Source organism: Aromatoleum buckelii (assembly GCF_012910785.2).
Taxonomy (GTDB): Bacteria; Pseudomonadota; Gammaproteobacteria; order Burkholderiales; family Rhodocyclaceae; genus Aromatoleum; species Aromatoleum buckelii.
Genome location: NZ_WTVH02000009.1, coordinates 962,568 through 986,463, shown reverse-complemented (window position 1 = coordinate 986,463; position 23,896 = coordinate 962,568). Strand labels below are relative to the sequence as shown.

The window sequence follows — 23,896 nt, the reverse complement described above, 5'->3', positions numbered from 1 at the left end:
TCCGCCGTGCGAAGTGCACCGTTCTGGGTGCATTGGATGGCTGTGGCAGCAAGCGTGCCACAGGGACATCTGTGATGGCAATGCACCAGCCGCCGCCGGTGCATGCCCGCAATTCAGGGATATACCCAACGCTGCACGCCATGGGCGACAACGAACTCAGAAACATGCGTCGCGCGCCGAAGACGGTCACAAGCATCGAGAAGTTTTGGTTGGTGCGCCCGTTCGCGCAGCTCCCGGCGATGCGTGCGCAGTCGGAGTCAAGTCGCAGGTACGGTGAATGGCACAAGGCAACGCACGTAGCCCAGCAGGAAACCGACGACGCGAAGGTGCTTCACTGGCCTCGGGAGGGATGACCATGTCCGCTGCCCAACACCTGATCCTGCTCCCCCGCGCGATCCGCGCCCAAGACGCCCCCGCCTACCTCGGCATCGACCGCAACAAGTTCAATGCCGAGGTCAAACCCAAGCTCACGCTCGTCGTGCTCGGCCATCGTATCCGTTGTTACGACCGGCTTGACCTCGATCGAATCTGGGAGGAGATTAAGGCGCGCAACGGGCGCCCGGGTGCTGATGACTCTTTAGAGGAAGCAACATCATGGGAAAACGCTCAACCGGGCTCCGCCAAGCGCCGGACGGGACATGGATCATCGACAAGGTTGTCCTCGGACAGCGCATTTTCAAACGCACTGGATCGAGCGATCGCCAAATCGCAGAAGCATACCTAGCCCAGCAGGCGGTGGAGATTCGACGTGGGGTTCTACTCGGCGAGCGCAGAAAGCATACCTTCCGTGAGGCCGCACTGCGGTACGTGGAAGAAAACGCTCACAAGCGCGGCATCGAACGCGAGGTTATCGCGATCAAACAGGCGGATCCGTTCGTCGGCCTGCTTACCGTCGACAAGATCTACAACGAGACCCTCGCCGACATGAAGAAGGCGCTGGCAACAAAGGGGGCAAGGAAGCAGACGGGCCTCAAGGCCCGCAGCATCAACATCATCCTCGGCACGGTGTCACGTGTACTTACACAGTGTGCGCGGCGATGGCGGGACGAAAACGGCGTGACCTGGTTGTCGGAAGCGCCAATCATCGACCCACTGCCGGAGACGGACAAACGCAGACCCTACCCGCTCTCCTGGGCGGAACAGAAGTTGCTGCTATCCGAGCTCGACGCCGACGCCGCGGAGGTAGCGCTGTTCCTGCTCAACAGCGGCGTGCGCGAACAGGAGGCATGCAAATTGGAATGGGACTGGGAAGTGCGCGTACCCGAGCTCGACGCCAACGTATTCGTCGTGCCAGCCGACTTTGGCGGGCGTGATGGAAAGGCTGGCGTGAAGAACGGCGAAGAGCGGTTGATCGTAATGAACAGCGTAGCGCGAACCGTGATCGATGGGCGACGCGGCAAACATGAGCGCTTCGTCTTTGCTTCGCCGCGGGTCAAAGACGCGCCGCTCTACCGACTAAACAATAGTGGGTGGCGTGGCGCGCGCGCCAGGGCAGCGGCTCGCTATCGCAGCGAGATCGGCATCGACCCGCCAGAGGGGTTTGCTGCAGTCCGCGTGCACGACCTTAAGCACACACTCGGCCGGCGGCTGCGTGCTGCCGGGGTCGGGTTCGAGACGCGTCAGGTTCTGCTGGGACACTCGAACGGTTCGGTGACGACGCACTACTCGGCCGCCGAGCTCAGCGAGCTGATCACAGCAGCGGAACTGGTGTGCTTCGGCCATGCCGACGCACCAACCCTGACCCTCATCGTGAGCAATGCGAAGTCACGCAAATCTCACGCAGCGAAGCTGAAGGGGGCAGCTTGATGGCATAAAAAAACCGCCGAAACCGGCGGTTTTTCTATCGATCAATGGGGCGACATACCGGGATCGAACCGGTGACAACTGGAGCCACAATCCAGTGCTCTACCAACTGAGCTAATGCCGCCACTTTCTAGGTTGCAGAAACTCTGCAACCAAAAAAACCATTTGGCCTGCCCGACAGGGATCGAACCTGTAACCCCCGGCTTAGAAGGCCGGTGCTCTATCCAATTGAGCTACGGGCAGAAATCCCGCGGGCATTTCGGGGTTAGCTGGTCGGGGTGGAGGGATTCGAACCCCCGACATCTTGCTCCCAAAGCAAGCGCGCTACCGGACTGCGCTACACCCCGAGAGCGGCGAATAATACACACTTGGCCGGCGTGCGTCAAACATGTTTCGTCGACCACGAAGTGTTGTTGACGCGCGCCGCAAGCGGGCGGGATTGCTGCTCGGGCCGGGCGCTTGCTTGCTCGTTGCAGAAGATTCTGCTATTAGTTCGCTTCCTTCAATTACCAACCGGAAGTCGAAGTCATGCCAGACGACACCCTGCAAAAACAATTCCCGCCCTATGTTCCCGCCGAAGGCGAGGAGTACATGAGCGAGAAGCAGCTGGCTCACTTCCGCAGCATGCTCGAAACGGTCAAGCAGGAGCTGGTCGGGGACATCGAACGCACGGTGCACACGATGCAGGACGAAGCCACTGTGTTTGCCGACCCCAACGACCGTGCGAGCCAGGAATCGGATATTGCGCTCGAGTTGCGCAACCGGGATCGTGAGCGAAAATTGATCAAGAAGATCGACGAAGCGCTGGGCCGGATCAATGCGGGTGAATATGGCTATTGCGACAGCTGCGGCGTCGAAATCGGCCTGAAGCGCCTCGAGGCGCGTCCGACCGCGACGATGTGCATCGACTGCAAGACGCTCGAAGAAATGCGCGAACGCCAGGTGGCGAAGTAAGCCGGTCCGCCCCCCCGCTCTCCGGCGTCGCCGCCGGCGGGAATCACCCCATGAAAAAGGGACGCCATGGCGTCCCTTTTTCTTCAGCTCGTTTCGTTGCTTACTCGGCCGGCTGATCCAGCAGCGCCTTCATGCTCAGGCGAATCTTGCCGCGCTCGTCGGTCTCGAGCACCTTGACGCGCACCGCCTGCCCTTCCTTCACATAGTCGGCGACGTTATTGACGCGCTCGTTCGCGATCTGCGAGACGTGCAGCAGCCCGTCACGACCGGGCATGATGTTGACGATCGCCCCGAAGTCCAGGAGCCGGACGACTGTTCCGTTGTAGACCTTCCCAACTTCGACTTCGGCCGTGATCGCCTCGATCTTTTCCTTCGCGAGCTGCGCGCCTTCGGCGCTGACCGACGAGATCGTGACGCTGCCGTCGTCCTGCAGTTCGATGACGGTACCGGTTTCTTCCTGCAGCCCGCGGATCACCGCTCCGCCCTTGCCGATGACATCGCGGATTTTCTCCGGGTTGATCTTCATCGTCAGCATGCGCGGAGCGAACTCCGACACTTCGCCGCGATGCGACGCCAGCGCCTGCTTCATCAACGCGAGGATATGGATGCGTCCCACGCCGGCCTGGGCCAGAGCGACCTGCATGATTTCCTTCGTGATGCCCTGGATCTTGATGTCCATCTGCAGCGCGGTGATGCCGTTCTCGGTGCCCGCGACCTTGAAGTCCATGTCACCAAGGTGATCTTCGTCACCGAGGATGTCGGTCAGGACGGCGAAGCGATTGCCTTCCTTGATAAGGCCCATCGCGATGCCGGCCACGTGCGCCTTCATCGGCACGCCGGCGTCCATCATGGCCAGCGACGCCCCGCAGACCGAAGCCATCGAGCTCGAACCGTTCGATTCGGTGATCTCGGACACGACGCGAACCGTATAGCTGAAGTCCTCGTCCGCCGGCAGCGCTGCAATCAGCGCGCGCTTGGCGAGACGGCCATGTCCGACCTCGCGACGCTTCGTTACGCCCATGCGGCCAGTTTCGCCAGTGGAGAACGGCGGAAAGTTGTAATGCAGCATGAAGCTTTCGCGGTACTCGCCGGCGATCGCATCGATGATCTGTTCGTCGCGCCCGGTGCCCAGCGTCGCAATGACGAGAGCCTGGGTTTCACCGCGTGTGAACAGCGCCGATCCGTGGGTACGCGGCAGCACGCCGACGCGGATGTCGATGGGGCGCACGGTACGCGTGTCGCGTCCGTCGATACGCGGCTCCCCGGCGAGGATGCGGCTGCGAACGACCCCGGCTTCGAGATCGTGAAAAATGTCCTTCAGCTCGTTGCCGGTCGGCGGCACTTCGAGCCCGTCGGCCACGACGCCGAACGTCTGCTTGCGGATCTCGTTGATGCGCTGCGTGCGGGCCTGCTTGCTCGTGATGCGGAAGGCTTCTTCGAGCTGGGCGCCAGCCAGTTCCTTGATGCGCGCGATCAGCGGCTCGTTTTTCGCCGGCGGCTGCCAGTCCCACTCGGGCTTGCCAGCCACTTCGACCAGTTCGTTGATCGCGCGGATCGCGACCTGCATCTGCTGGTGGCCGAACACCACCGCACCGAGCATGACTTCTTCCGACAGTTCCCTGGCTTCCGACTCCACCATCAGCACGGCCGCTTCGGTACCGGCGACAACCAGGTTGAGCTCGCTGGTCTTGAGCTGTTCGACCGTCGGGTTGAGCAGGTACTGGCCGTCGCCGTAGCCGACGCGGCATGCGCCGATCGGGCCGTCGAACGGAACGCCGGAAATCGCCAGCGCGGCCGACGCGCCAATCATCGCGGGGATGTCCGGATCGACTTCCGGGTTGAGCGACAGCACGGTGATGATGACCTGGACTTCGTTATAGAAGCCTTCCGGGAAAAGCGGACGGATCGGACGGTCGATCAGGCGGCTGGTCAGCGTTTCCTTCTCGGTGGGACGGCCTTCACGCTTGAAGAAGCCGCCCGGGATGCGCCCCGCGGCGTAGAACTTCTCGACATAATCGACGGTAAGCGGGAAGAAATCCTGTCCCGCCTTGGCTTCCTTGGCGGCGACGACCGTTGCCAGCACGATCGTGTCGTCCATGTTGACGATCACGGCACCGCCGGCCTGGCGAGCGATCTCGCCTGTTTCGAGCGTTACGGTATGGGCACCGTACGCAAAGGTTTTCTTGATAGCGGTAGGCAAGATGAAGATCCTCTCGATAAGTGGTGCAGCAAACTACAACTGCGATGTTTAACAAATCCGACGGCGCAAAAACAAAGCCGGTGCGGCCCTTCAGGGCCCGCACCGGCTTGCCGGCTTAAGTTGCCTTTTTCGACGCTGTCGGACTCGCCACGGCCAGCGTGATTACTTGCGCAGGCCCAGACGCTCGATCAGGTTGCGATAGCTGTCGGCGTTCTTGCCTTTCAGGTAGTCAAGCAGCTTGCGGCGCTGGCTGACCATCTTCAGTAGGCCACGGCGCGAGTGGTGATCTTTCGCGTTGGCCTTGAAATGACCGGTCAGCCCGTTGATGCGGGCGGTGAGAAGCGCGACCTGGACTTCCGGGGAACCGGTGTCGCCTTGGGCGCGCTGGAAGTCGTTGACGATCTGCGACTTGGATGCGGTATCGAGAGCCATGTGGGTGTTTACTCTTTTCGTTCTGCCAATCAGAAGCGGACGATTATACCGAACGCTGCCCGGAAAACTCAATCGTTATCAAGATTGTTGCGCTGTAGCGACCGTCGAAACGAGACGTTTCGGTGACAATGTGCCGTTTCCGTCGCATTCCCCCAGCCCGAGGTAACGGCCTTCGCCGTAAATGCGCACCAACCCCATTGCGCCGCCATGAGCCGCAAGCACGCGTCCCTGCAGAAGCAGGCACGCCTCGGAGGCATCGAGTTCGATGCGCGGCAGATGAAGCACCAGCGCATCGACCGGCGCCAGCAGCCCGGCGCGCGACTCCGGAGGCACGGCTTCCAGTGCCGTGAGTGTAACGGCCTCGTCCACGTTGAAGGGTCCGATCCTCGTCCGGCGCAATTCGGTGAGATGGCCGCCGCAACCGAGCAAGCGTCCCAGGTCGATGGCCAGCGTGCGGACATACGTTCCCTTGCTGCAATCGACGCGGATCCGCAACGAATCCCCCTCCGCGCCGAGCAGTTCGAGCGAATGGATCGTCACAGGGCGCGCCGCGCGCTCGACCTCGATTCCCGCGCGAGCGTATTCGTACAGGGGCTTGCCGTCGCGCTTGAGCGCCGAATACATCGGCGGAATCTGCTCGATTTCGCCGGTCAGCGCCGCCAGCGCCTGGCGGATCGAATCGTCCGTCACCTGCACAGGAGCGGTTGCGATCGCGGTGCCTTCCGCGTCGCCGGTGTCCGTTTCGATGCCGAGCCGCACCGTAGCCTCGTAGACCTTGTCGGCGTCGAGCAGCATCTGCGAGAACTTGGTGGCCTCGCCCAGCGTCAGCGGCAGCAATCCGGTCGCCATCGGGTCCAGCGTTCCGGTGTGCCCTGCCTTCGCTGCGTTCAGGAGCCGGCGCGCTGTCTGCAGAGCGGCGTTCGACGTCAGGCCGCGGGGCTTGTCGAGCAGCAGGACGCCGTCGACGATCCGGCGTTGATGCCGGAATTGTTTCGATGCTTTCAAATCTGCTCAGCTCTCCGGATCGTCCTTGTGGCGCGCGTCATCATCCCGGACCACCTGGTCGATGAGCTGCGACATGCGACTGCCGCGTTCGACCGAACTGTCGTAATGAAAATGCAGCTCGGGCAGCGTGTGGATACGCACCCGTTTACCGAGTTCGCGACGCAGAAAGCCGCTCGCGCGGCGCAACCCCGTCAGGATCTCGTCGAGCCCTTCCTCGCCCTTCATCGACGTGAAAAAGACTTTCGCGTGCGCGTAGTCGGGCGTGATCTCGACGTCGGTCAAAGTGATGAACCCGACGCGAGGGTCCTTCACTTCGAGCCGGATCAGCTCCGCCAGCTCACGGCGGATCTGCTCCGCGACGCGCTGGCTTCTGGAAAACTCCTTGGGCATGATTTACAGGGTCCGGGCGATTTCCTGAATCTCGAACACCTCGAGCTGGTCACCTTCCTGAACGTCGTTGAAGTTGCGGATCGAAAGGCCGCATTCGAAACCGAACTTGACTTCCTTGACGTCGTCCTTGAAGCGCTTGAGCGACTCGAGCTCGCCGGTGTGGACGACGACGTGGTTGCGAAGAACGCGCACCTGCGAGCCGCGCTTGACGACGCCTTCGAGCACGTAACAGCCTGCGACCGTTCCGACTTTCGGCACCTTGAACACCTGGCGCACCTCGACCAGACCGATGACGTTCTCGCGACGTTCCGGCGCCAGCATCCCCGAGAGCGCGGCCTTCACCTCGTCGACCGCGTCGTAGATGATGTTGTAGTAACGGATATCGACGCCGAAGGTTTCCGCCAGCTTGCGCGCGCCCGCGTCGGCACGGGTGTTGAAGCCGATGATGACCGCTCCGGAAGCCTGCGCGAGGTTGACGTCCGATTCCGAGATCGCGCCTACCGCGGAGTGGATCGCGTTGACCCGGACTTCGTCGGTCGACAGCTTGTTCAACGCCTGCACCAGGGCTTCCTGCGAACCCTGCACGTCGGCCTTGATGATCAGCGGCAAGGTCTTCACTTCGCCTTCGGCCATCTGTTCGAACATGCTTTCGAGCTTCGCCGCCTGCTGCTTCGCGAGCTTGACTTCGCGGTACTTGCCTTGGCGGAACAGCGCGATCTCGCGCGCCTTCTTCTCGTCGGCCAGCGCGATCGCCTCGTCGCCTGCCGCCGGCACGTCCGACAGACCGAGGACCTCGACCGGAATCGACGGACCGGCCTGGTCGATCGGCTTGCCGTTCTCGTCGAGCATCGCCCGAATGCGGCCGAACGTCGCGCCGACGAGCATCACGTCGCCCTTGCGCAAGGTCCCCGACTGCACGAGCAGCGAGGCGACCGGGCCGCGGCCCTTGTCGAGCCGCGCCTCGATGATCAGCCCTTTCGCGGGTGAATCGACCGGCGCCGTCAGTTCGAGCACTTCGGCTTGCAGCAGCACGGCTTCGAGCAGCGAGTCGATGCCCTCGCCGGTCTTCGCCGACACGCTGATGAACATCACGTCGCCGCCGTACTCCTCGGGCAGCACCCCTTCGGCGACGAGTTCCTGCTTGACGCGATCCGGATTGGCGTCGGGCTTGTCGATCTTGTTGACCGCGACGACGAGCGGCACGTTGGCCGCCTTCGCGTGGTGAATCGCTTCGCGCGTCTGCGGCATCACGCCGTCGTCGGCAGCAACCACCAGGATGACGATGTCGGTCGCCTTCGCGCCCCGGGCACGCATCGCGGTGAACGCCTCGTGGCCCGGCGTATCCAGGAAAGTGAGCATGCCGCGCGGCGTCTCGACGTGGTATGCGCCGATGTGCTGCGTGATGCCGCCCGCTTCACCCGAAGCGACTTTCGCGCGCCGGATGTAGTCGAGCAATGACGTCTTGCCGTGGTCGACGTGGCCCATGACCGTGACGACCGGCGCGCGCGGCTCGACCGTCGCGTCGTGATGCGCTTCGGCGCTCTCGAGGTAGGTATCCGGGTCGTCGAGCTTCGCGGCGAACGCCTTGTGCCCCATTTCCTCGACCAGGATCATGGCTGTTTCCTGATCGAGCACCTGGTTGATCGTCACCATCGATCCCATCTTCATGAGAATCTTGATGACCTCGGCCGCCTTGACCGACATCTTGTGCGCGAGGTCGGCGACGGAAATGGTTTCCGGCACGTGAATTTCGCGCACGACGGGTTCGGTCGGAGCCTGGAAGCTCTTGTGCTCGTCCTGGGCGCCGCGCCTGCCGCCTCCGCGCGCTCCGCGCCACGACCCGGTGGTGGCGCCGACTTCTCCGCGCGTCTTCAGGCCACGGCGCTTTGCGCTTTCGCCAGCCGTCTCGCCTCGTGCAGTTCGCTTCGCGTCCTTGCCGGCGGGTTTTTCCTCGGTCTTGGCGGGGCGGTGCAGGGTGCCGGCGGGCGGCTTGGGGGCCTCCTTGACCTGCGGCTTGGCTGCTTCGGCACGCCGCTCAGCCTCCGCGCGCACCCGTGCCTCTTCTTCGGCACGGCGTGCTTCAGCGGCCGCACGTGCCGCCGCCTCGCGATCCTGCTTCGCCTTCAGGTCCGCCGCCTGGCGGGCGCGCAGTTCTTCGTGCCGCCGCGCTTCACGTTCACGGGCAGCGCGCTCTTCGTCGCTCAGGATGGACACGCGCAGCGGCGCCCTGGACGGTGCGCGAGCGGGAGCCTCGGGTTTTGCCGATACGGAAGCTTCCACCGTCGCGGGCTCGGGCTCGGGCTGAGACTCGGGTTCGGGCTCGGGCTCGGGTTCCGGCTCGGGTTCGGGCTGAGGCTCGGGTTCCGGCTCCGGTTCGACGATGGGCTCGGGTTCCGGTTCGCGCACGGGTTCCGGTTCGGGAATGGCTTCCGCGACGGGCTCGACGACGTTTTCGGTTTGGGGCGCAAGCTCGATTTCACCCATCGGCAAGCCTGCGGTTTCGTCTTCGATCTGCGCGCTCTCGAGCGTACCCGTCTCGGGGCTCACGTCATCGCGTTTCATGAAGACGCGCTTCTTGCGCACTTCGACCTGGACGGTGCGGGCGCGGCCCGACGAATCGGTCGCGCGAATTTCCGACGTTTGCTTGCGGGTCAGGGTGATCTTGCCTTTCGGCTGGCTCTGGCCGTGAGACCGGCGCAGGTATTCGAGCAGTCTGGCCTTGTCCTGTTCAGTCAGCAGTTGATCGGCGCCGGTCTTCTCGACTCCGGCCTTCTGCAACTGCTCGAGCAGCACCGAGGCCGGCATCTTAAGTTCGCCGGCGAACTGGGTTACGCTCATCTGTTCCATCAATGCCCTCCCGTCATTCTTCGAACCAGTGCGCCCGCGCGACCGAAATCAACGCACTTGCCCGTTCTTGTTCGATCCCGGCGATCTCGACCAGCTCATCCACGGCCAGGTCGGCCAAATCATCCCGGGTCAGGACACCGTGCCGGGCCAGCGTGGCGGCAAGCGGCTTGTCCATTCCTTCCAGGTTGATCAGGTCGTCGGAAACGTTCTCCAAGTGCTCTTCCGTGACGATCGCCTCGGTAAGAAGCACGTTTCGAGCCCGATTGCGCAGCTCGTTGACCGTACCCTCGTCGAAAGCTTCGATCTCGAGCATTTCCGCGAGCGGCACGTATGCGATTTCCTCGAGCGACGAGAAACCTTCGTCGATCAGGATGTCCGCAAGTTCATCATCCACATCGAGCTTTTCCATGAACAGCTCGCGCAGCCCCTCGCGCTCCTGGCCGGTCTTCTGCGCGGACTCTTCCTCGCTCATCAGATTTATCGTCCAGCCCGTGAGTTCGGATGCGAGCTTGACGTTCTGCCCGTTGCGCCCGATCGCGATCGCCAAGTTGTTCTCGTCGACCACGACATCCATGGCGTGGCTTTCCTCGTCAACGACGATGGACACCACTTCGGCCGGCTGCAAGGCTGCGATGACGAACTGCGCCGGATCGGCCGACCAGACGATGATGTCGATCTGCTCGCCGGCAATTTCGTTGCGCACCGCGGTGACGCGCGAACCGCGCAGGCCGACGCACGTGCCGATCGGGTCGATGCGCGGATCGTTCGACTGCACCGCGATCTTCGCCCGCAGGCCAGGGTCGCGTGCACAGGCCTTGATCTCGAGCAGCCCGTCCTCGATTTCCGGGACTTCGAGCTCGAAGAGCTTGCCGACGAATTCCGGCGCGGTGCGGGACAGGATCAGCTGCGGGCCCCGGGCGCCCCGATCGATACGCAGCAGGAACGCCTTGACCCGGTCGCCGACGCGCAGGTTTTCCCGCGGAATCATCTGGTCGCGCGGGATCACGGCTTCGAGGCGACCGATCTCGATGATCGCGTTGCCGCGCTCCATGCGCTTGATCGAGCCCGAAACCAGGTGTTCCTTGCGTTCGAGGAAGTCGTTCAGGATCTGCTCGCGCTCGGCGTCGCGGATGCGCTGCAGGATGACCTGCTTGGCCGCCTGGGCGCCGATACGGCCGAAATCGATCGGCTCGAGCGGCTCCTCGATGTATTCCCCGAGCTCGATATCCGGAACCATCTCGCGGGCGTCGATGATGCCCATCTCGGCTTCGTCGTTGACGACCTCCTCGTCGGGCATCACGACCCAGCGACGGAAAGACTCGTAGTCGCCGGTATCGCGGTCGATCGTCACGCGCACGTCGGCTTCATCGTTGATGCGCTTCTTGGTTGCGGAGGCGAGCGCACTCTCCAGTGCGCCGAAGACGATGTCCTTGGCCACATTCTTTTCGCGCGCCAGCGCATCCACAAGCAGCAATATCTCGCGGCTCATTAATCAAAACCTCCACATCCGAAAGCTCAAAACTTGGGTACCAGGCGTGCTTTCTCGATTTCATCGAAGGGAAAGGCAACTTCGCCTCTGTCGGTACGCAAACGCACCACACCTTCGCTCAGTCCCTCGAGCACCCCGATGAAATTTCGCTGATTGCCGATCGGCATGCGCAGCCGCACCTGCACTTCGTCGCCCGCGAAACGTTCGAAGTCGGCGGTTTTTTTCAGCGGCCGATCAAGGCCGGGCGAGGAGATTTCGAGCCGGTCGTAGTCGACGTTCTCGACTTCGAACACGCGGGTGAGCTGGTTGCTGACCGTGGCACAATCGTCCACCGTCACGCCCCGCTCGATATCGATGAAGACGCGCATCAGCCGCCCTTTCGGGGAAGTCTCGAAATCGACCAGCTCGAAGCCGAGCCCGCTGACCACCTGTTCAACCAGACCTTCGACGTCCATTTCCACGCCCACAAATAAAAAATGGGCTAACGCCCATCCCTGTTGATTCCAACCGAAAACTGGAGGACCGAAAATTAGACCCGCCAAAGCCTTAAAATTATAACTGCTATATCGACAACAGGCAATTCACACAACCCTGTTCCCACCCTGTTCGCCGACACCCCCATTCCGCGCGAAACGCGGTCCCGCTGGTCCTCTTCCCGGTGTCGCTCTATCATCGGCGCGATGGCTTCAATACGCCCCCGTACGTTCATCCTATCCAGAATATCCCTCAGGAGACCGTAATGACGCACTCCCTTTCGGCGCCGCGACCAACCTCCGCCACACCGGGCGGAAATTATCCGCACCTGCTCGAGCCTCTCGATCTGGGCTTCTGCACGCTGAAGAACCGCGTGCTGATGGGGTCGATGCATACCGGTCTGGAGGAATCCGGCAACGGGTTCGAGAAACTGGCTGCGTTCTACGCACGGCGCGCGCGCGGCGGAGTCGGGCTGATCGTCACCGGAGGCATCGCGCCCAACGCCGACGGCGTGATCTTTCCCGGCGCATCGATGCTCACGAGCGAGGACGAGGTCGCGCATCATCGCCCGATCGCGGCGGCGGTGCATGCCGAGGGCGGGAAGATCTGCATGCAGATCCTGCACACGGGCCGCTACGCTTATCATCGCGGCGCGGTCGCGCCGTCCGCGCTGAAGGCGCCCATCTCCCCGGCGACCCCGCGCGAGATGAGCGAAGCGGACATCGAGCGCACGATCGACGACTACGCCCGCTGCGCGGCGCTGGCCAGAAGCGCCGGTTACGACGGCGTCGAGGTGATGGGGTCGGAAGGCTACCTGATCAACGAGTTCACCGTACCGCACACCAACCACCGCACCGACCGCTGGGGCGGCAGCGTCGGGAACCGCCATCGCTTTCCCGTGGAGATCGTGCGGCGCGTGCGCGAGCGCGTCGGCACCGAATTCATCATCATCTATCGGCTGTCGATGCTCGACCTCGTCGAAGGCGGTGCCCCGTGGGAAGAAATCGTCGCGCTGGCGAAAGCCGTCGAAGCGGCGGGCGCGACGCTGATCAACACCGGAGTCGGCTGGCACGAAGCGCGCATCCCGACGATCGCTACGATGGTGCCGCGCGGCGCGTTCAGCTGGGTGACGCGGCGCATGAAAGGCGAAGTCCGCATCCCGCTGATCACGTCGAACCGCATCAACACCCCGGAAGTCGCAGAGGACGTCCTTGCGCGCGGCGACGCCGACATGGTGTCGATGGCGCGGCCATTCCTCGCCGACCCGGATTTCGTCGTCAAGGCCGCAGCGGGGCGGGCCGCGGAAATCAACACCTGCATCGCCTGCAACCAGGCCTGCCTCGACCACATCTTCGAAGCGAAGCCCTGCACCTGTCTCGTGAACCCGATCGCGTGCCGTGAGCTCGAGTTCGTCATCGCGCCGGCAACGGTGAAAAAACGCGTCGCGGTGGTGGGGGCCGGCCCGGCCGGCATGGCCGCGGCCGCGACGGCCGCCGAACGGGGGCATAGCGTCACGCTGTTCGACAGCGCCGCCGAAATCGGCGGGCAGTTCAACCTCGCGAAGCACATTCCCGGCAAGGAGGAATTCGCCGAGACGCTGCGTTACTTCGGCCATCGGCTCGACAAGGCCGGCGTCGATGTGAGGCTCGAGCGGCGCGTCGGCGCGGCCGATCTCGTCGGCCGTTTCGATACCGTGCTGCTCGCCACCGGCATCTCGCCGCGCACACCGGACATCCCCGGCATCGACCACCCGAAGGTCGCGAACTATGTCGACGTGATCACCCGCCGAAAGGCGGTTGGCCGGACGGTCGCCGTCATCGGCGCGGGTGGCATCGGCTTCGATGTCAGCGAATTCCTGACTCATGCCGACCTCGCCGACGACCCGATCGAGCACTACCGGCGCGAGTGGGGCATCGACGCGACCTATGCACGGCGCGGCGGACTCGGGACGGCGTCGGAAGAAGAACCGCCGCGGCAACTGTGGCTGCTGCAGCGCAAGCCGACGAAGGTCGGCGAAAGCCTGGCGAAAACCACGGGCTGGATCCGCCGCACGCTGCTCGCGCGCCGGGGCGTGAAGATGCTCGCCGGCGTCAGGTACGAGAAGATCGACGACGCCGGCCTGCACCTGCGCATAGGCGACGAAAGGCAGGTCCTGCCGGTCGACACAGTCGTCGTTTGTGCCGGCCAGGATCCGCTGCGCGACCTCGAGGCCCCGCTGCAGGCGGCCGGAATGCCGGTGATCCGCATCGGGGGGGCGGACGTCGCTGCGGAACTCGATGCGAAGCGCGCCATCGACCAAGGCACGCGCGTCGCGGCAGCGCTCTGAAAGTCTCCCCGCCCGGATGGCTCACAAACCGGGCGGGGCGTGCAGGGCGTGAGTAACGAAGGACTGATCCCGGGGCGGACGCTCTAGCCAGTCGCGGTGTTGCAGCGTGCTACGCATGTCCTCGAGACCGCTCGCCCAGTGGTCGCGCATCGTGAGGGGGCCGAACTCGTAGTCTTTCGCGAGTCCGTCCCATTCCTTTTCCTGATAGATGAGGTGGATCACGCTGACCTGGCGCCCACAGGCCCACGGACCCGCCTTGCGGCACCACTCGTCGCCGAGGCGCGTATCGTCCGGGATGTACTGGAGGAGTTCCCGGATCAGGCGGCGGAGTTCCTGCTCGCGCGCCATCAGATCGGTGATCGCGCGAGTGCGGCTCGAATACTGGATGTCCTTCTGGCGCTCCTGCGCGTCCCAAATGTTCGTCGGAACGGTTCCCAGCGCGCTCCACAGGTCCACCTGGAAGGCCAGCGTATCACGCCGAGGCTGGGCCTCGAGGACGTGGCTCAGAGGGGTATTCGATATGAGGCCGCCATCCCAGTAGAACTCGCCGTCTATCTCCACGGGCGGGAAACCGGGCGGGAGGGAACCGGAAGCGATGAAATGTTCCAGCCGCAGGCGTCCCTTCCACGGGCCCGTCGTGTTGTCGAAATATTCGAAATTGCCGGTGCGCACATTAACCGCTCCGACCGATACCCGCGGCTGCCCCGCATTGATGCGATCGAGGTCCACGAGCCGTGAAAGCGTCTCGTGCAGCTGGGACGTGTCGTAATAGCTCACGTCTGCTTCCGGTAGTGTCAGCGCCATCCATGGCGGCGGCAGACGAGGGGTGAAGAATCCCTTCTGGCCTTCGACCACCGCACGCCATGCGGCCACGGCGTTGAAGAGGCGGCGCGCATTCGCACCGGACTGCTCGACCCAATGCTGAACCAGGTCGGCGGCAGGCTGGACGAAAACCGGCTGGCACACCGTCTCCCAGAACGCTCTCAGGCGATCGACCCGCTCCCCGGGAGGAGTGCCGGCGATGAGGGCGACGTTCAACGCGCCGATCGAAATGCCTGCGAGCCACTCCGGCTCGATGCCCGCTTCGTCCAGCCCCTCGAAGACGCCCGCCTGATACGACCCCAGCGCGCCGCCGCCCTGGAGCACCAGGGCGACAGTCTCGAATGGCAATTTTTTGCGCTGCGAGCGGGATGGCATCGGCATCGAAGTAGGGGCGGGGCACATCGCGCCCGAGGGCGCGAAGGAATCAGCTGCCTGCTCAGTGCATGTACCAGCCGTGACTCACCATGAACGACTGGCCGGTGAAGGCGGCACCGGGGAACGCGGCGAGGAACAGCACCGTGCGGGCGATCTCGTCTACCGTCGTGAACTCTCCATCGACGGTAGCGCCGAGCATCACCTTGCGGACGACCTCCTCTTCGCTGATCCCCAGCTCCCTCGCCTGCTCGGGGATCTGTTTGTCCACCAACGGAGTGCGCACGAAACCCGGGCAGACGACGTGCGAGCGCACCCCGTGCGCCGCCCCTTCCTTCGCCAGCACCCGTGCCAGCCCGAGCAGGCCATGCTTGGCCGTCACGTACCCGGACTTCAATGGCGACGCCAAGTGGGAATGGACCGAGCCGATGTAGATCACCACGCCGCCGCGGTTGTCGGCATACATGTGCCGCAGCGCCGCGCGCGTCGTCAGAAAGGCGCCGTCGAGGTGGACGGCCAGCAGCTTCTTCCAGTCGGCGAACGAGAAGGCGACGATCGGGTTGACGATCTGGATGCCCGCATTCGAGACCAGCACATCGACGCTGCCGTATTTCGCCGCCACTTCGTCGATGCCGCGATCGACCGCCGCTTCGTCGGTCACGTCCATCGCGAGCGCGCTCGCCTGCCCGCCCAGAGCGACGATCCCGCGCGCCACTTCATCGGCGCTCTTCAGGTCGAGGTCCGTGACCGCCACTGTCGCTCCTGCCCGCGCGAGATGCTCGGCGATCGCCTTGCCGATGCCGCTGCCGGCGCCGGTGACGACAGCGACCTTCCCATCCAGCCGTTCGCTCATCGGAAAACTCCTTTCCTGAATGACAGCCGTTAGAGATAGAAATCTGGGTCACGCGGACGGGGAAAGCAAGAAAGGGTCGTAAGCGCGTATCTCCTCCCGCCCTCATTTGCCCGGATCGCCCGTTCCAGGGAGGCTCAGCGTTCCTTTTTCGCTGAAGCGCGTCACGCCGAACGCCCCTCCCCCCAGTTTGCCGCGCAGAACGTAGGGCACGTCGTCGAGCGTGTCGCCCTCGACGATTGCGAGCGCCTGGCGCATCGCGGTAAAGGCCGAAACCGTGACCGGAACGCGGAACAGCGTTTCGCCGAACCGCGGCACGCTGCCTTTCCTGTCACTGACCCCGCTCGCAAACGGCTTGCCGTTCAACTCCAGCTCGACTGCCAGGCCGTCATAGTCGAGCGGCACCTCGTTCGGGTTCTGAAGCCGAAGCTTGAGGTTGAAGCGCATCTCGAGGCCTTCGCCCGGGAGCGGTTCGATCCCGACGACAGTCATGCGCACAGGGTCGCGAGCGAGCATTCCCGCGCAGCCGCCGAGCGCCAGCGCTAGCAGCAGAGTCGCCAAGCCCAGAAGGATGCGGACGGAAACCGGTCCTGGATGCGATAGCATCGGCTGCACCTCATGAGGAATCGAGCGGAGGTCGAAGATTGCCCGAGACGGCTTCGAAGCGGTTCGCTTGCCAGCGCACGTCAAGCCGCTCCTCGTCGGGCAGCCTCGGATAATCGGGAATGCCCTACGATCAGAGCTGGGTCTCGACGCTCTCGACGGTGATCACGAGTGCGCCGCGCGCCCACGGAAAAGCCGACTTCGCGCGCTCGGCGAGTTCGCCCTCTTCGAGGATGGCAGCCGTTCCCCGCAGGACGCAGCCCTGCCCCGGACCGTGACTCCCTTGGACGGAGCGGGACGCGACGAGCACCTGGACGCGATTGTTGCGTTGCAGGTTCTCCCCGGTCTTGCGGTAATAGCCGGCCGGCATCACCAGCCGGTCTTCGTCGAACCCCAGCCGGCGCAGATAGTCGCCCCAGTTGCCAACGACGTGGGGACCGTCCAGCCCCTCCGTCACGATGGTCACGAATTCGGTCTTGTCCAGGAGCTCCCGGGTCACGGCATCGATTGCGCTCATTGTTGTTCCTTTTCAGCGGGATGGCAGGGATCGAGCAGCTCCCGCATGGGGAGCTGCTCATTGGGCAACGGGCTCGCGGAATCAGTTCTTGACGTGCGCCGCCAGCTTCAGCCAGGTGTCGATCACCGTGTCGGGATTCAGCGAAATCGTCTGGATGCCTTCGTCCATCAGCCATTCGGCGAAATCCGCGTGATCCGACGGGCCCTGGCCGCAGATGCCGACGTATTTGCCGAGGCGGTTCGCGGACTGGATCGCCATCGACAGCAGCTGCTTGACCGCCGGATCGCGCTCATCGAACGCGTGCGCGACGAGGCCGGAGTCGCGGTCGAGGCCGAGCGTGAGCTGGGTCAGGTCGTTCGAGCCGATCGAGAAGCCGTCGAAATGCTCGAGGAACGCGTCGGCGAGCAGCGCGTTCGACGGGATCTCGCACATCATGATCAGCTTGAGGTCATTGACGCCGCGCTTCAGGCCGTGCTCGGCGAGCAGTTCGACGACGCCGGCGGCCTCCTCGACGTTGCGCACGAACGGAATCATGATCTGCACGTTGGTGAGGCCGAGCTCGTTGCGCACCTTCTTCATCGCGGTGCATTCGAGCTCGAAGCAGTCGCGGAAGCTGTGCGCGATATAGCGCGACGCGCCGCGAAAGCCCAGCATCGGGTTTTCTTCCTCCGGCTCGTAGATCTCGCCGCCGAGCAGCTTGCGGTATTCGTTCGACTTGAAGTCGGACATGCGCACGATGACCGGCTTCGGATAGAACGCGGCGGCGATCGTAGCGACCCCTTCGACGAGCTTCTCGATGAAGAACTGCTTCGGTGTCGCGTAGCCGCGCGAGCGGCGCAGGATCTCGTCCCTCAGGCTCGCCGGCACCTGCGACAGTTCCAGGATCGCCTTCGGGTGGATGCCGATCATGTTGTTGATGACGAACTCGAGGCGCGCGAGGCCGACGCCGCCGTTCGGGATCTGCGCGAACTCGAACGCGAGTTCCGGATTGCCGACGTTCATCATGATCTTGACCGGAATCTCGGGCAGGTTCCCCATATCGGTCGTGACGACCTCGAAGTCGAGCCGGCCGCGATACACATAGCCGGTGTCGCCTTCGGCGCACGACACGGTCACCGAGTCGCCCTCGTCGAGCACTTCGGTCGCGTTGCCGCAGCCGACGATCGCCGGAATGCCGAGCTCGCGCGCGATGATCGCCGCGTGGCAGGTGCGCCCGCCGCGGTTGGTGACGATCGCGCTGGCGCGCTTCATCACCGGCTCCCAGTTCGGGTCGGTCATGTCGGTGACGAGGATGTCGCCGGCCTGAACGCGGCTCATCTCCGACGCATCGGCGACGACGCGCACCGTGCCGACGCCGATCTTCTGGCCGATCGCGCGGCCGTGCGTCAGCGACTTGCCGTACTGCTTGAGGCGGTATTTTTCCATCACGTGGCCGGAAGACTGGCTTTTCACCGTCTCGGGGCGCGCCTGCAGGATGTACAGCTTGCCATCCTCGCCGTCCTTGCCCCACTCGATGTCCATCGGCCGGCCGTAGTGCTTCTCGATGATCACGGCGTAGCGCGCGAGTTCGAGCACGTCTTCGTTGGTCAGAGAGAACTTGACGCGGTCAGCTTCGGCGACGTCGACGGTGCGGACCGACTTGCCCGCCTCCTTCTTGTCGGCGAAAACCATCTTGATCAGCTTCGAACCCAGGTTGCGGCGGATCACCGCCGGCTTGCCGAGCGCGAGCGTCGACTTGTGCACGTAGAACTCGTCCGGGTTCACCGCCCCCTGCACGACCGTCTCGCCGAGCCCGTAGGACGCGGTAATGAAGACGACATCGTTGAACCCGGATTCGGTGTCGATCGTGAACATCACGCCCGACGCGCCGGTATCCGAACGCACCATGCGCTGCACGCCCGCCGACAGCGCGACTTCGGCATGCGTGAAGCCCTTGTGCACGCGGTACGAGATCGCGCGGTCGTTGTACAGCGACGCGAACACTTCCTTCATCGCGTGCAGGATGTGCTCGTAGCCGTGGATGTTCAGGAAGGTTTCCTGCTGGCCCGCGAACGACGCGTCCGGCAGATCCTCGGCGGTCGCCGAGGAGCGCACCGCGAAGCTCCCCTCGCCTTCGGCGGTCAACGCGTTGTACGCTGTGCGAATCTCTTCTTCGAGCTTGGCAGGGAAAGGCGTATCGACGATCCACTGGCGGATCTGCGCGCCGGTCTTCGCCAGCGTGTTCACGTCATCCACGTCGAGCGCGTCGAGTGCGGCAGCGATGCGCCCGGCAAGCCCCTGGTGGGCCAGGAATTCACGGAACGCGTCGGCGGTGGTCGCGAAACCGCCGGGAACACGAACGCTGGCAGGCAACTGGCTGATCATCTCGCCAAGCGAGGCGTTCTTGCCACCGACCTGCTCCACGTCTGACATGCGCAGTTCAGTGAAGGGAATGACGTAACGAGTCATGAATGGCCTTCCGATTTTGTGGGGGAGAAAGCAAAATCCGATTTTAGCGAAAAATGCTGCTCTGCCGCACGGCAGGTTTTCCCCAATGCCACTTTTCTGGCGCAAAACATGAGCGACACTCCCATCCGTACCGTCTTTTTCATCTCCGACGGCACCGGCATCACCGCCGAGACGCTCGGCCACAGCCTCCTCGCCCAGTTTCCCGACGCCCGCTTCCGGCAAGTCCGCGTGCCGTTCGTCGATGATCTCGACAAGGCGCTCGACTGCGCGCGCCAGATCCGCGAAACCGCGGCGATGGACGGCGTGCGCCCGATCGTCTTCAGCACGCTGGTGAACCCCGACCCGCTGAGCGGGTTGCGCGAAGTCGATGCGCTGTTCGTCGATCTGTTCGAGCAGTTCATCAATCCGCTCGAGGCTGAACTCGGCCAGCGTTCGACACACACCGTCGGGCGCTTTCACGGCATTGCCGAGAGCAGCGACTACAAGGCGCGCATCGAGGCGATCAACTTCGCGATGGCGCACGACGACGGCGTATCGTCGGACGGCGAACTGGCGGATGCCGACGTGATCCTCGTCGGCGTTTCACGCTCGGGCAAGACGCCGACGAGCCTGTATCTGGCGGTTCAGTTCGGCGTTAAGGCCGCCAACTACCCGCTGATCCCGGAGGATTTCGACCGCAATAAGCTCCCTGGAGAGCTGCATCGTTACCGCAGCAAGCTCTTCGGCCTGACGATCGCGCCCGAGCGCCTGTCGCAGATCCGCCAGGAGCGGCGCCCGAACAGCCGCTACGCGTCGATCGAAAACTGCCGCTTCGAGATCGACGCGGCGCAAAAGCTGATGCGTCGCGAAAACATCCAGTGGCTCGATTCCACGAGCAAATCCATCGAAGAGATATCGGCTACCATTCTGCAGGCCGTGCGGCTGAACCGCCCGGCGTACTGAGCGCCCCGAGGAAGCGGCTTTGCCGTTTCCGCCCCGAGGGGACTAGAAAACTTGGGACGGCCCAGCGTTTTCTTGAGAGTCCGACAGCGGCAATCATCACCCAAACAGGAATTTACGGATGAAACGAACACGTCAAAAGCGCCGCGGCGGTTTGGGCCGCGAAGCCGAACAGCTGATCTGGCTCGCAACGGGCCTGGCCGAATCCGGTAGCCGTGCCGAAGACCATTATTGGGACCGCCATCTGTGTGCGGCCATCGACGGCCTGCTCGCCGACAGCGAAGAGGAAACCCTGAACGCTGCGCTCGACCACCTGTACAGCGCCGACTCGCCCGGCTACGACGAACTGGCCGATTTCATCGAGTCGCGCGCCGAAAGCGCACCGGGCGTGTCGCCCGAGCACGACATCCTGCTGATCGCCGCGCCGGTGCTCGCGTGGTCGCGCTACCGCATCCCGGCGACGACCATTTCGTCCGCCGTGCTCGCGAACCTGCGGGTGCATCTGCAGGCCCACGTCCTCGCCGATCACGTCAAGCTCGCGCTGGCCGATTTCCTGTTCAGCCCCGACCAGTTGCCGCAAGGCTACAGCGCCACCGCCGAATTCGCCGCCAAGCTGGGGCAGTCGGCGCTTTCCGGCCGCGACCTGCATATCGAGACCGAAGGCATGCCCGAGACGGCGCAGTTCCTGTCGGACACCCGCTATCTGCTCGCCGCGATCGTCGTGCCGAAAGGCGAAGCGCTGTTCGGCTGGCAGCAGGCGGGTGGATCGCGCGACCAATCCCTCAGCCAGTGGCGCAAGCAGGGCGGCGCGTGCCTGATGCCCCTGCTGCCGGGGTGCGCGATGGAAGTCGTGTTGCCCGACGCCTATTTCGCCGCCAGCCGGCAGGCCGACAAGGACAGCCGGCCGTATGCGATCCGCGCATCGGTGGCTTTCCTCGGCGCCGAGATGGAAGCGCCGGCCGGGAACCTGCGCGCAGTGATCGCGCCGTTCCACGAGCGTGAGCTCGAGGAATACCGCGTCGGCCTGACCTTGCGCGGCAAGGACGAGGTGGTACACGGCGTGGTCTGGCCGCTGCTCGGGGCCGAGGACGACAACGCCGACAGTCCGGCGCAGATTGAAGCCGTGCTGCGCGACTGTGGCGTCACCGAAATCGTGAACCTCGAGCACCGTTTTCCGCTCGAATACTGCGATGACTGCGGCGCCCCGCTCTACCCTTCCCCCGAAGGCGAGATCGTGCACGCCGAAATGCCCGAAGAACACGGCGAGCCGACGCCGCGGCACCTGCACTGAAGCAGCCCCGGCAGTCGGGCCCGACACGAGGAGTAATCATGAACCGCAAAGTCGCCAAGCCCGAAGCCGAATGGCGCGCGCAGCTCACTCCCGCGCAATTCCAGGTGACGCGGGAAAAAGGCACCGAGCGCGCCTTCACCGGGGAATACTGGGATTGCTGGGACAAAGGCGAGTACCGCTGCATAGGCTGCGGCGCCCTGCTGTTCAGTTCGGAACACAAGTTCGACGCCGGCTGCGGCTGGCCGAGTTTCTGGATCGCGGCGGTGCCCGAAAACGTCGAGACCGCAGACGACCGCAGCCACTTCATGCAGCGCACCGAAGTGCTGTGCCACGAATGCGGCGCGCACCTCGGGCACGTGTTCGAGGACGGGCCGCAGCCGACGGGCTTGCGCTACTGCATCAATTCGGCATCGATCCGGCTCGAGCCGGAAGCGTCCGCGGACGACGGCCAGCCGCAAGGACCGCAATCGACCGGCTAGCAGCGGTCGCCGGGCAGCCGCTCATTGGCCGGCGCGAGCCTGCACCAGCGACGCGAGAACCGGCGACGAGAAGTCGCGGCGGTAGAGCACGACTACGACGATCGTCGTGACCCCGATGAACAGCCACGGCTGGATGAACCAGGTGACTGCGGCGATGCCGAAATAATAGGCGCGGATGCCGCGGTTGAACTCGTCGCCGGCCAGCCAGTTGACCGTGGCGAGGCGGTTCACCGTTGCGTCCGCATCTTCGCCGCCGCGTATGTGGGGACTCGCGCCGATCAGGATCGACAGCAGGTTGAACTGGCGCAGCGACCACGTGAACTTGAAATACGCGACGACGAACACCGTCAATAGCAGCAGCAGCTTCACTTCCGATACTGCGCGCGAAGTTTCCCGTGCGAACGGCAGGTCGGCGGCAAAGCGGATCACCGGGTCGAGTGCGCCGAGCACCGCGAGCAGGCCGGCGATGATGTAGATCGTCGTGCTCGCGTAGAACGACACGCTCTGCATCAGGTTGCCGACCAGCGCCGCATCGGTCATGCGCATCTCGCGCTGCACGAGCTGGCGCGCCCATTCCAGCCGGTAACGATGCGTGACCCCCATCAGGCCGTCGCGGGCCCAGCGGCTGCGTTCCGAAAACCAGCCATAGCCGACCCACGCGACGAGGAACCAGCACAGCCCCGCCCAATCGGGTGCTGAGATCGCCGTCATGAATTCCTTCATCGCGGCCGTTGCTCAGGAGGCGCGGAGGAAGTCGCTCACGATGCGGATTTGCGACGCATCCATTAACACCGGCGCGTGGCCGACGCCCGGAAACTCCACGATCTGCGCGCCCGGCCCGGACTGCGCCATGCGGGCGACGGTCTCCGCTTCCAGCAGATCCGATTCCGCCCCGCGGATCACCAGCGTCGGGCAGCGGATCGCCTTGTACACATCCCACAGATCGACATCGACGGTGATCGGCGTGTGGCGGAAGACATCCCCGATCCCGGGGTCATAAACCATGGCGAAGCCGCCGTCGACCGGTCTGACCGAATATTCCGTGAGGTGTCGCCACTGCGCGTCGGTCAGCGGTCCGAACGGCGCGCTGACTCCGCGGATCCAGGCTTCGGCAGCGGCCATGCTGGGGAACTTGGGCGCCTTGCCGACGTATTCGCCGATGCGCCGCAGCGACACCGCAGTGATCACCGGCCCGACGTCGTTGAGCACCAGGCGCGAGATCGGCGTGTGCGGCTGGCTGGCGATCAGCATGCCGATGATGCCGCCCATCGAGGTGCCGACCCAATGCACGGTGTCGGCGTCGACCCGCGCGAGCAGCGTGATCATGTCGGCAACGTACAGCGGAAAGCCGTAATCGGTCTTGACGCCGAGCCAGTCGCTGCGCCCGCGGCCGACGACGTCGGGGCAGACGACGCGGTAGTCGTCGGCGAGCGCCTGCGCGAGGAAGTCGAAGTCGCGGCCGTTGCGCGTCAGCCCGTGCGCGCAGACAAGCACCTTGCGGTTCGCCGGGTCGCCCCATTCCGTATAGGCCATGCGATGCAGGCCGTGGGGGCCGATGCACTGGACCGACTTCTCGCGCAGTCCACGATACGGGCGGGTCGGCAGCGGCGCGGGTCGAAACAGGCGGCGCAGGGTGTCGAGCAGGCTCATCGATT

22 protein-coding genes and 3 tRNA genes are annotated in these 23,896 nt (G+C 64.2%); 8 read left to right on the top strand and 17 right to left on the bottom strand.

The genetic code is table 11. The annotated features are described in order from the left end of the window. The 3 genes from GO608_RS10730 to GO608_RS10720 form a co-directional block, all read left to right on the top strand. Window positions 1–353: hypothetical protein (locus GO608_RS10730; protein ID WP_247003012.1), on the top strand; the 353-nt coding region annotated here is incomplete at its 5' end. Window positions 354–355: 2 nt separating this feature from the next. Continuing rightward, window positions 356–724, top strand: coding sequence for a hypothetical protein (locus tag GO608_RS10725; protein ID WP_211159560.1), 369 nt, complete (start codon window positions 356–358; stop codon window positions 722–724). An 83-nt stretch (window positions 725–807) separates the two neighbouring features. Then, complete coding sequence (locus GO608_RS10720) at window positions 808–1,806, top strand: tyrosine-type recombinase/integrase (protein WP_211159561.1); 999 nt, start codon at window positions 808–810, stop codon at window positions 1,804–1,806. A gap of 45 nt (window positions 1,807–1,851) precedes the next feature. Here GO608_RS10720 and GO608_RS10715 read toward each other — a convergent pair. The 3 genes from GO608_RS10715 to GO608_RS10705 form a co-directional block, all read right to left on the bottom strand. Beyond that, a tRNA-His gene (locus GO608_RS10715) sits at window positions 1,852–1,927 on the bottom strand. A gap of 42 nt (window positions 1,928–1,969) precedes the next feature. Next, a tRNA-Arg gene (locus GO608_RS10710) sits at window positions 1,970–2,046 on the bottom strand. Window positions 2,047–2,073: 27 nt separating this feature from the next. Continuing rightward, window positions 2,074–2,150, bottom strand: a tRNA-Pro gene (locus tag GO608_RS10705). Window positions 2,151–2,331: 181 nt separating this feature from the next. On the opposite strand from GO608_RS10705, the gene dksA reads away from it, so the two are divergent. After that, the gene (gene dksA, locus GO608_RS10700; RefSeq protein WP_053421922.1) at window positions 2,332–2,757 is read left to right on the top strand and encodes an RNA polymerase-binding protein DksA; all 426 of its coding nucleotides are present in this window, start codon (window positions 2,332–2,334) and stop codon (window positions 2,755–2,757) included. Window positions 2,758–2,857: 100 nt separating this feature from the next. On the opposite strand, the gene pnp is transcribed toward dksA, so the two are convergent. The 7 genes from pnp to rimP form a co-directional block, all read right to left on the bottom strand. Further along, complete coding sequence (pnp, locus tag GO608_RS10695) at window positions 2,858–4,957, bottom strand: polyribonucleotide nucleotidyltransferase (protein WP_169200080.1); 2,100 nt, start codon at window positions 4,955–4,957, stop codon at window positions 2,858–2,860. A gap of 162 nt (window positions 4,958–5,119) precedes the next feature. After that, window positions 5,120–5,389, bottom strand: a complete 270-nt coding sequence (gene rpsO / locus GO608_RS10690; protein WP_011239109.1) for a 30S ribosomal protein S15 — start codon at window positions 5,387–5,389, stop codon at window positions 5,120–5,122. A gap of 78 nt (window positions 5,390–5,467) precedes the next feature. Next, on the bottom strand, window positions 5,468–6,394 hold the full coding sequence (truB, locus tag GO608_RS10685; protein WP_169200081.1) for a tRNA pseudouridine(55) synthase TruB: 927 nt from the start codon (window positions 6,392–6,394) through the stop codon (window positions 5,468–5,470). A gap of 6 nt (window positions 6,395–6,400) precedes the next feature. Further along, window positions 6,401–6,784, bottom strand: coding sequence for a 30S ribosome-binding factor RbfA (rbfA, locus tag GO608_RS10680; protein WP_169119057.1), 384 nt, complete (start codon window positions 6,782–6,784; stop codon window positions 6,401–6,403). Window positions 6,785–6,787: 3 nt separating this feature from the next. Next, complete coding sequence (infB, locus tag GO608_RS10675) at window positions 6,788–9,631, bottom strand: translation initiation factor IF-2 (protein ID WP_169200082.1); 2,844 nt, start codon at window positions 9,629–9,631, stop codon at window positions 6,788–6,790. Window positions 9,632–9,644: 13 nt separating this feature from the next. Continuing rightward, on the bottom strand, window positions 9,645–11,120 hold the full coding sequence (gene nusA, locus GO608_RS10670) for a transcription termination factor NusA (protein ID WP_169200083.1): 1,476 nt from the start codon (window positions 11,118–11,120) through the stop codon (window positions 9,645–9,647). A 26-nt stretch (window positions 11,121–11,146) separates the two neighbouring features. Beyond that, a complete protein-coding gene (rimP, locus tag GO608_RS10665) occupies window positions 11,147–11,575 on the bottom strand; it encodes a ribosome maturation factor RimP (RefSeq protein WP_211159563.1) in 429 nt (142 codons plus the stop codon). Between the two features lie 284 nt (window positions 11,576–11,859). Here rimP and GO608_RS10660 point away from each other — a divergent pair, with 284 nt between their 5' ends. Next, window positions 11,860–13,920, top strand: a complete 2,061-nt coding sequence (locus GO608_RS10660; RefSeq protein ID WP_169200084.1) for an NADPH-dependent 2,4-dienoyl-CoA reductase — start codon at window positions 11,860–11,862, stop codon at window positions 13,918–13,920. A 21-nt stretch (window positions 13,921–13,941) separates the two neighbouring features. Here GO608_RS10660 and GO608_RS10655 read toward each other — a convergent pair whose 3' ends face one another. From GO608_RS10655 to ppsA, 5 genes are all read right to left on the bottom strand, one after another. Continuing rightward, window positions 13,942–15,090 carry a DUF3734 domain-containing protein gene (locus tag GO608_RS10655; protein ID WP_247003011.1) on the bottom strand — a complete coding sequence of 383 codons (1,149 nt, stop codon included), beginning with the start codon at window positions 15,088–15,090 and terminating at the stop codon, window positions 13,942–13,944. An 88-nt stretch (window positions 15,091–15,178) separates the two neighbouring features. After that, a complete protein-coding gene (locus GO608_RS10650; protein ID WP_169200086.1) occupies window positions 15,179–15,967 on the bottom strand; it encodes a 3-hydroxybutyrate dehydrogenase in 789 nt (262 codons plus the stop codon). Between the two features lie 102 nt (window positions 15,968–16,069). Then, entirely contained in the window at window positions 16,070–16,570 is a 501-nt protein-coding gene (locus GO608_RS10645; RefSeq protein ID WP_169200087.1) for an LEA/WHy family protein, read from the bottom strand. A 130-nt stretch (window positions 16,571–16,700) separates the two neighbouring features. Next, window positions 16,701–17,084: a pyridoxamine 5'-phosphate oxidase family protein gene (locus GO608_RS10640; RefSeq protein ID WP_169200088.1), complete on the bottom strand. Its 384-nt coding sequence runs from the start codon at window positions 17,082–17,084 to the stop codon at window positions 16,701–16,703. A gap of 81 nt (window positions 17,085–17,165) precedes the next feature. Next, complete coding sequence (gene ppsA, locus GO608_RS10635; RefSeq protein ID WP_169200089.1) at window positions 17,166–19,532, bottom strand: phosphoenolpyruvate synthase; 2,367 nt, start codon at window positions 19,530–19,532, stop codon at window positions 17,166–17,168. A gap of 108 nt (window positions 19,533–19,640) precedes the next feature. On the opposite strand from ppsA, the gene ppsR reads away from it, so the two are divergent. From ppsR to msrB, 3 genes are all read left to right on the top strand, one after another. Beyond that, window positions 19,641–20,474: a posphoenolpyruvate synthetase regulatory kinase/phosphorylase PpsR gene (gene ppsR, locus GO608_RS10630; RefSeq protein ID WP_169200090.1), complete on the top strand. Its 834-nt coding sequence runs from the start codon at window positions 19,641–19,643 to the stop codon at window positions 20,472–20,474. Window positions 20,475–20,592: 118 nt separating this feature from the next. Beyond that, window positions 20,593–21,762, top strand: a complete 1,170-nt coding sequence (locus tag GO608_RS10625; protein WP_169200091.1) for a DUF2863 family protein — start codon at window positions 20,593–20,595, stop codon at window positions 21,760–21,762. Window positions 21,763–21,800: 38 nt separating this feature from the next. Next, window positions 21,801–22,241, top strand: a complete 441-nt coding sequence (gene msrB, locus GO608_RS10620; protein ID WP_169200092.1) for a peptide-methionine (R)-S-oxide reductase MsrB — start codon at window positions 21,801–21,803, stop codon at window positions 22,239–22,241. Between the two features lie 21 nt (window positions 22,242–22,262). Here the strand turns inward: msrB and GO608_RS10615 are convergent, their stop codons facing one another. Continuing rightward, window positions 22,263–22,952, bottom strand: coding sequence for a DUF599 domain-containing protein (locus GO608_RS10615; protein WP_169200093.1), 690 nt, complete (start codon window positions 22,950–22,952; stop codon window positions 22,263–22,265). 24 nt (window positions 22,953–22,976) lie between these two features. Next, window positions 22,977–23,891: an alpha/beta fold hydrolase gene (locus GO608_RS10610; protein WP_169200094.1), complete on the bottom strand. Its 915-nt coding sequence runs from the start codon at window positions 23,889–23,891 to the stop codon at window positions 22,977–22,979. Between the last annotated feature and the right edge of the window lie 5 nt (window positions 23,892–23,896).

Coding starts and splice junctions, on each gene's coding strand:
- GO608_RS10725 (WP_211159560.1), top strand. CDS start 356: ATGTCCGCTGCCCAACACCTGATCCTGCTCCCCCGCGCGATCCGCGCC.
- dksA (WP_053421922.1), top strand. CDS start 2,332: ATGCCAGACGACACCCTGCAAAAACAATTCCCGCCCTATGTTCCCGCC.
- rpsO (WP_011239109.1), bottom strand. CDS start 5,389: ATGGCTCTCGATACCGCATCCAAGTCGCAGATCGTCAACGACTTCCAG.
- rbfA (WP_169119057.1), bottom strand. CDS start 6,784: ATGCCCAAGGAGTTTTCCAGAAGCCAGCGCGTCGCGGAGCAGATCCGC.
- infB (WP_169200082.1), bottom strand. CDS start 9,631: ATGGAACAGATGAGCGTAACCCAGTTCGCCGGCGAACTTAAGATGCCG.
- nusA (WP_169200083.1), bottom strand. CDS start 11,120: ATGAGCCGCGAGATATTGCTGCTTGTGGATGCGCTGGCGCGCGAAAAG.
- rimP (WP_211159563.1), bottom strand. CDS start 11,575: ATGGACGTCGAAGGTCTGGTTGAACAGGTGGTCAGCGGGCTCGGCTTC.
- GO608_RS10660 (WP_169200084.1), top strand. CDS start 11,860: ATGACGCACTCCCTTTCGGCGCCGCGACCAACCTCCGCCACACCGGGC.
- GO608_RS10650 (WP_169200086.1), bottom strand. CDS start 15,967: ATGAGCGAACGGCTGGATGGGAAGGTCGCTGTCGTCACCGGCGCCGGC.
- GO608_RS10645 (WP_169200087.1), bottom strand. CDS start 16,570: ATGCTATCGCATCCAGGACCGGTTTCCGTCCGCATCCTTCTGGGCTTG.
- GO608_RS10640 (WP_169200088.1), bottom strand. CDS start 17,084: ATGAGCGCAATCGATGCCGTGACCCGGGAGCTCCTGGACAAGACCGAA.
- ppsA (WP_169200089.1), bottom strand. CDS start 19,532: ATGACTCGTTACGTCATTCCCTTCACTGAACTGCGCATGTCAGACGTG.
- ppsR (WP_169200090.1), top strand. CDS start 19,641: ATGAGCGACACTCCCATCCGTACCGTCTTTTTCATCTCCGACGGCACC.
- GO608_RS10625 (WP_169200091.1), top strand. CDS start 20,593: ATGAAACGAACACGTCAAAAGCGCCGCGGCGGTTTGGGCCGCGAAGCC.
- msrB (WP_169200092.1), top strand. CDS start 21,801: ATGAACCGCAAAGTCGCCAAGCCCGAAGCCGAATGGCGCGCGCAGCTC.
- GO608_RS10615 (WP_169200093.1), bottom strand. CDS start 22,952: ATGACGGCGATCTCAGCACCCGATTGGGCGGGGCTGTGCTGGTTCCTC.
- GO608_RS10610 (WP_169200094.1), bottom strand. CDS start 23,891: ATGAGCCTGCTCGACACCCTGCGCCGCCTGTTTCGACCCGCGCCGCTG.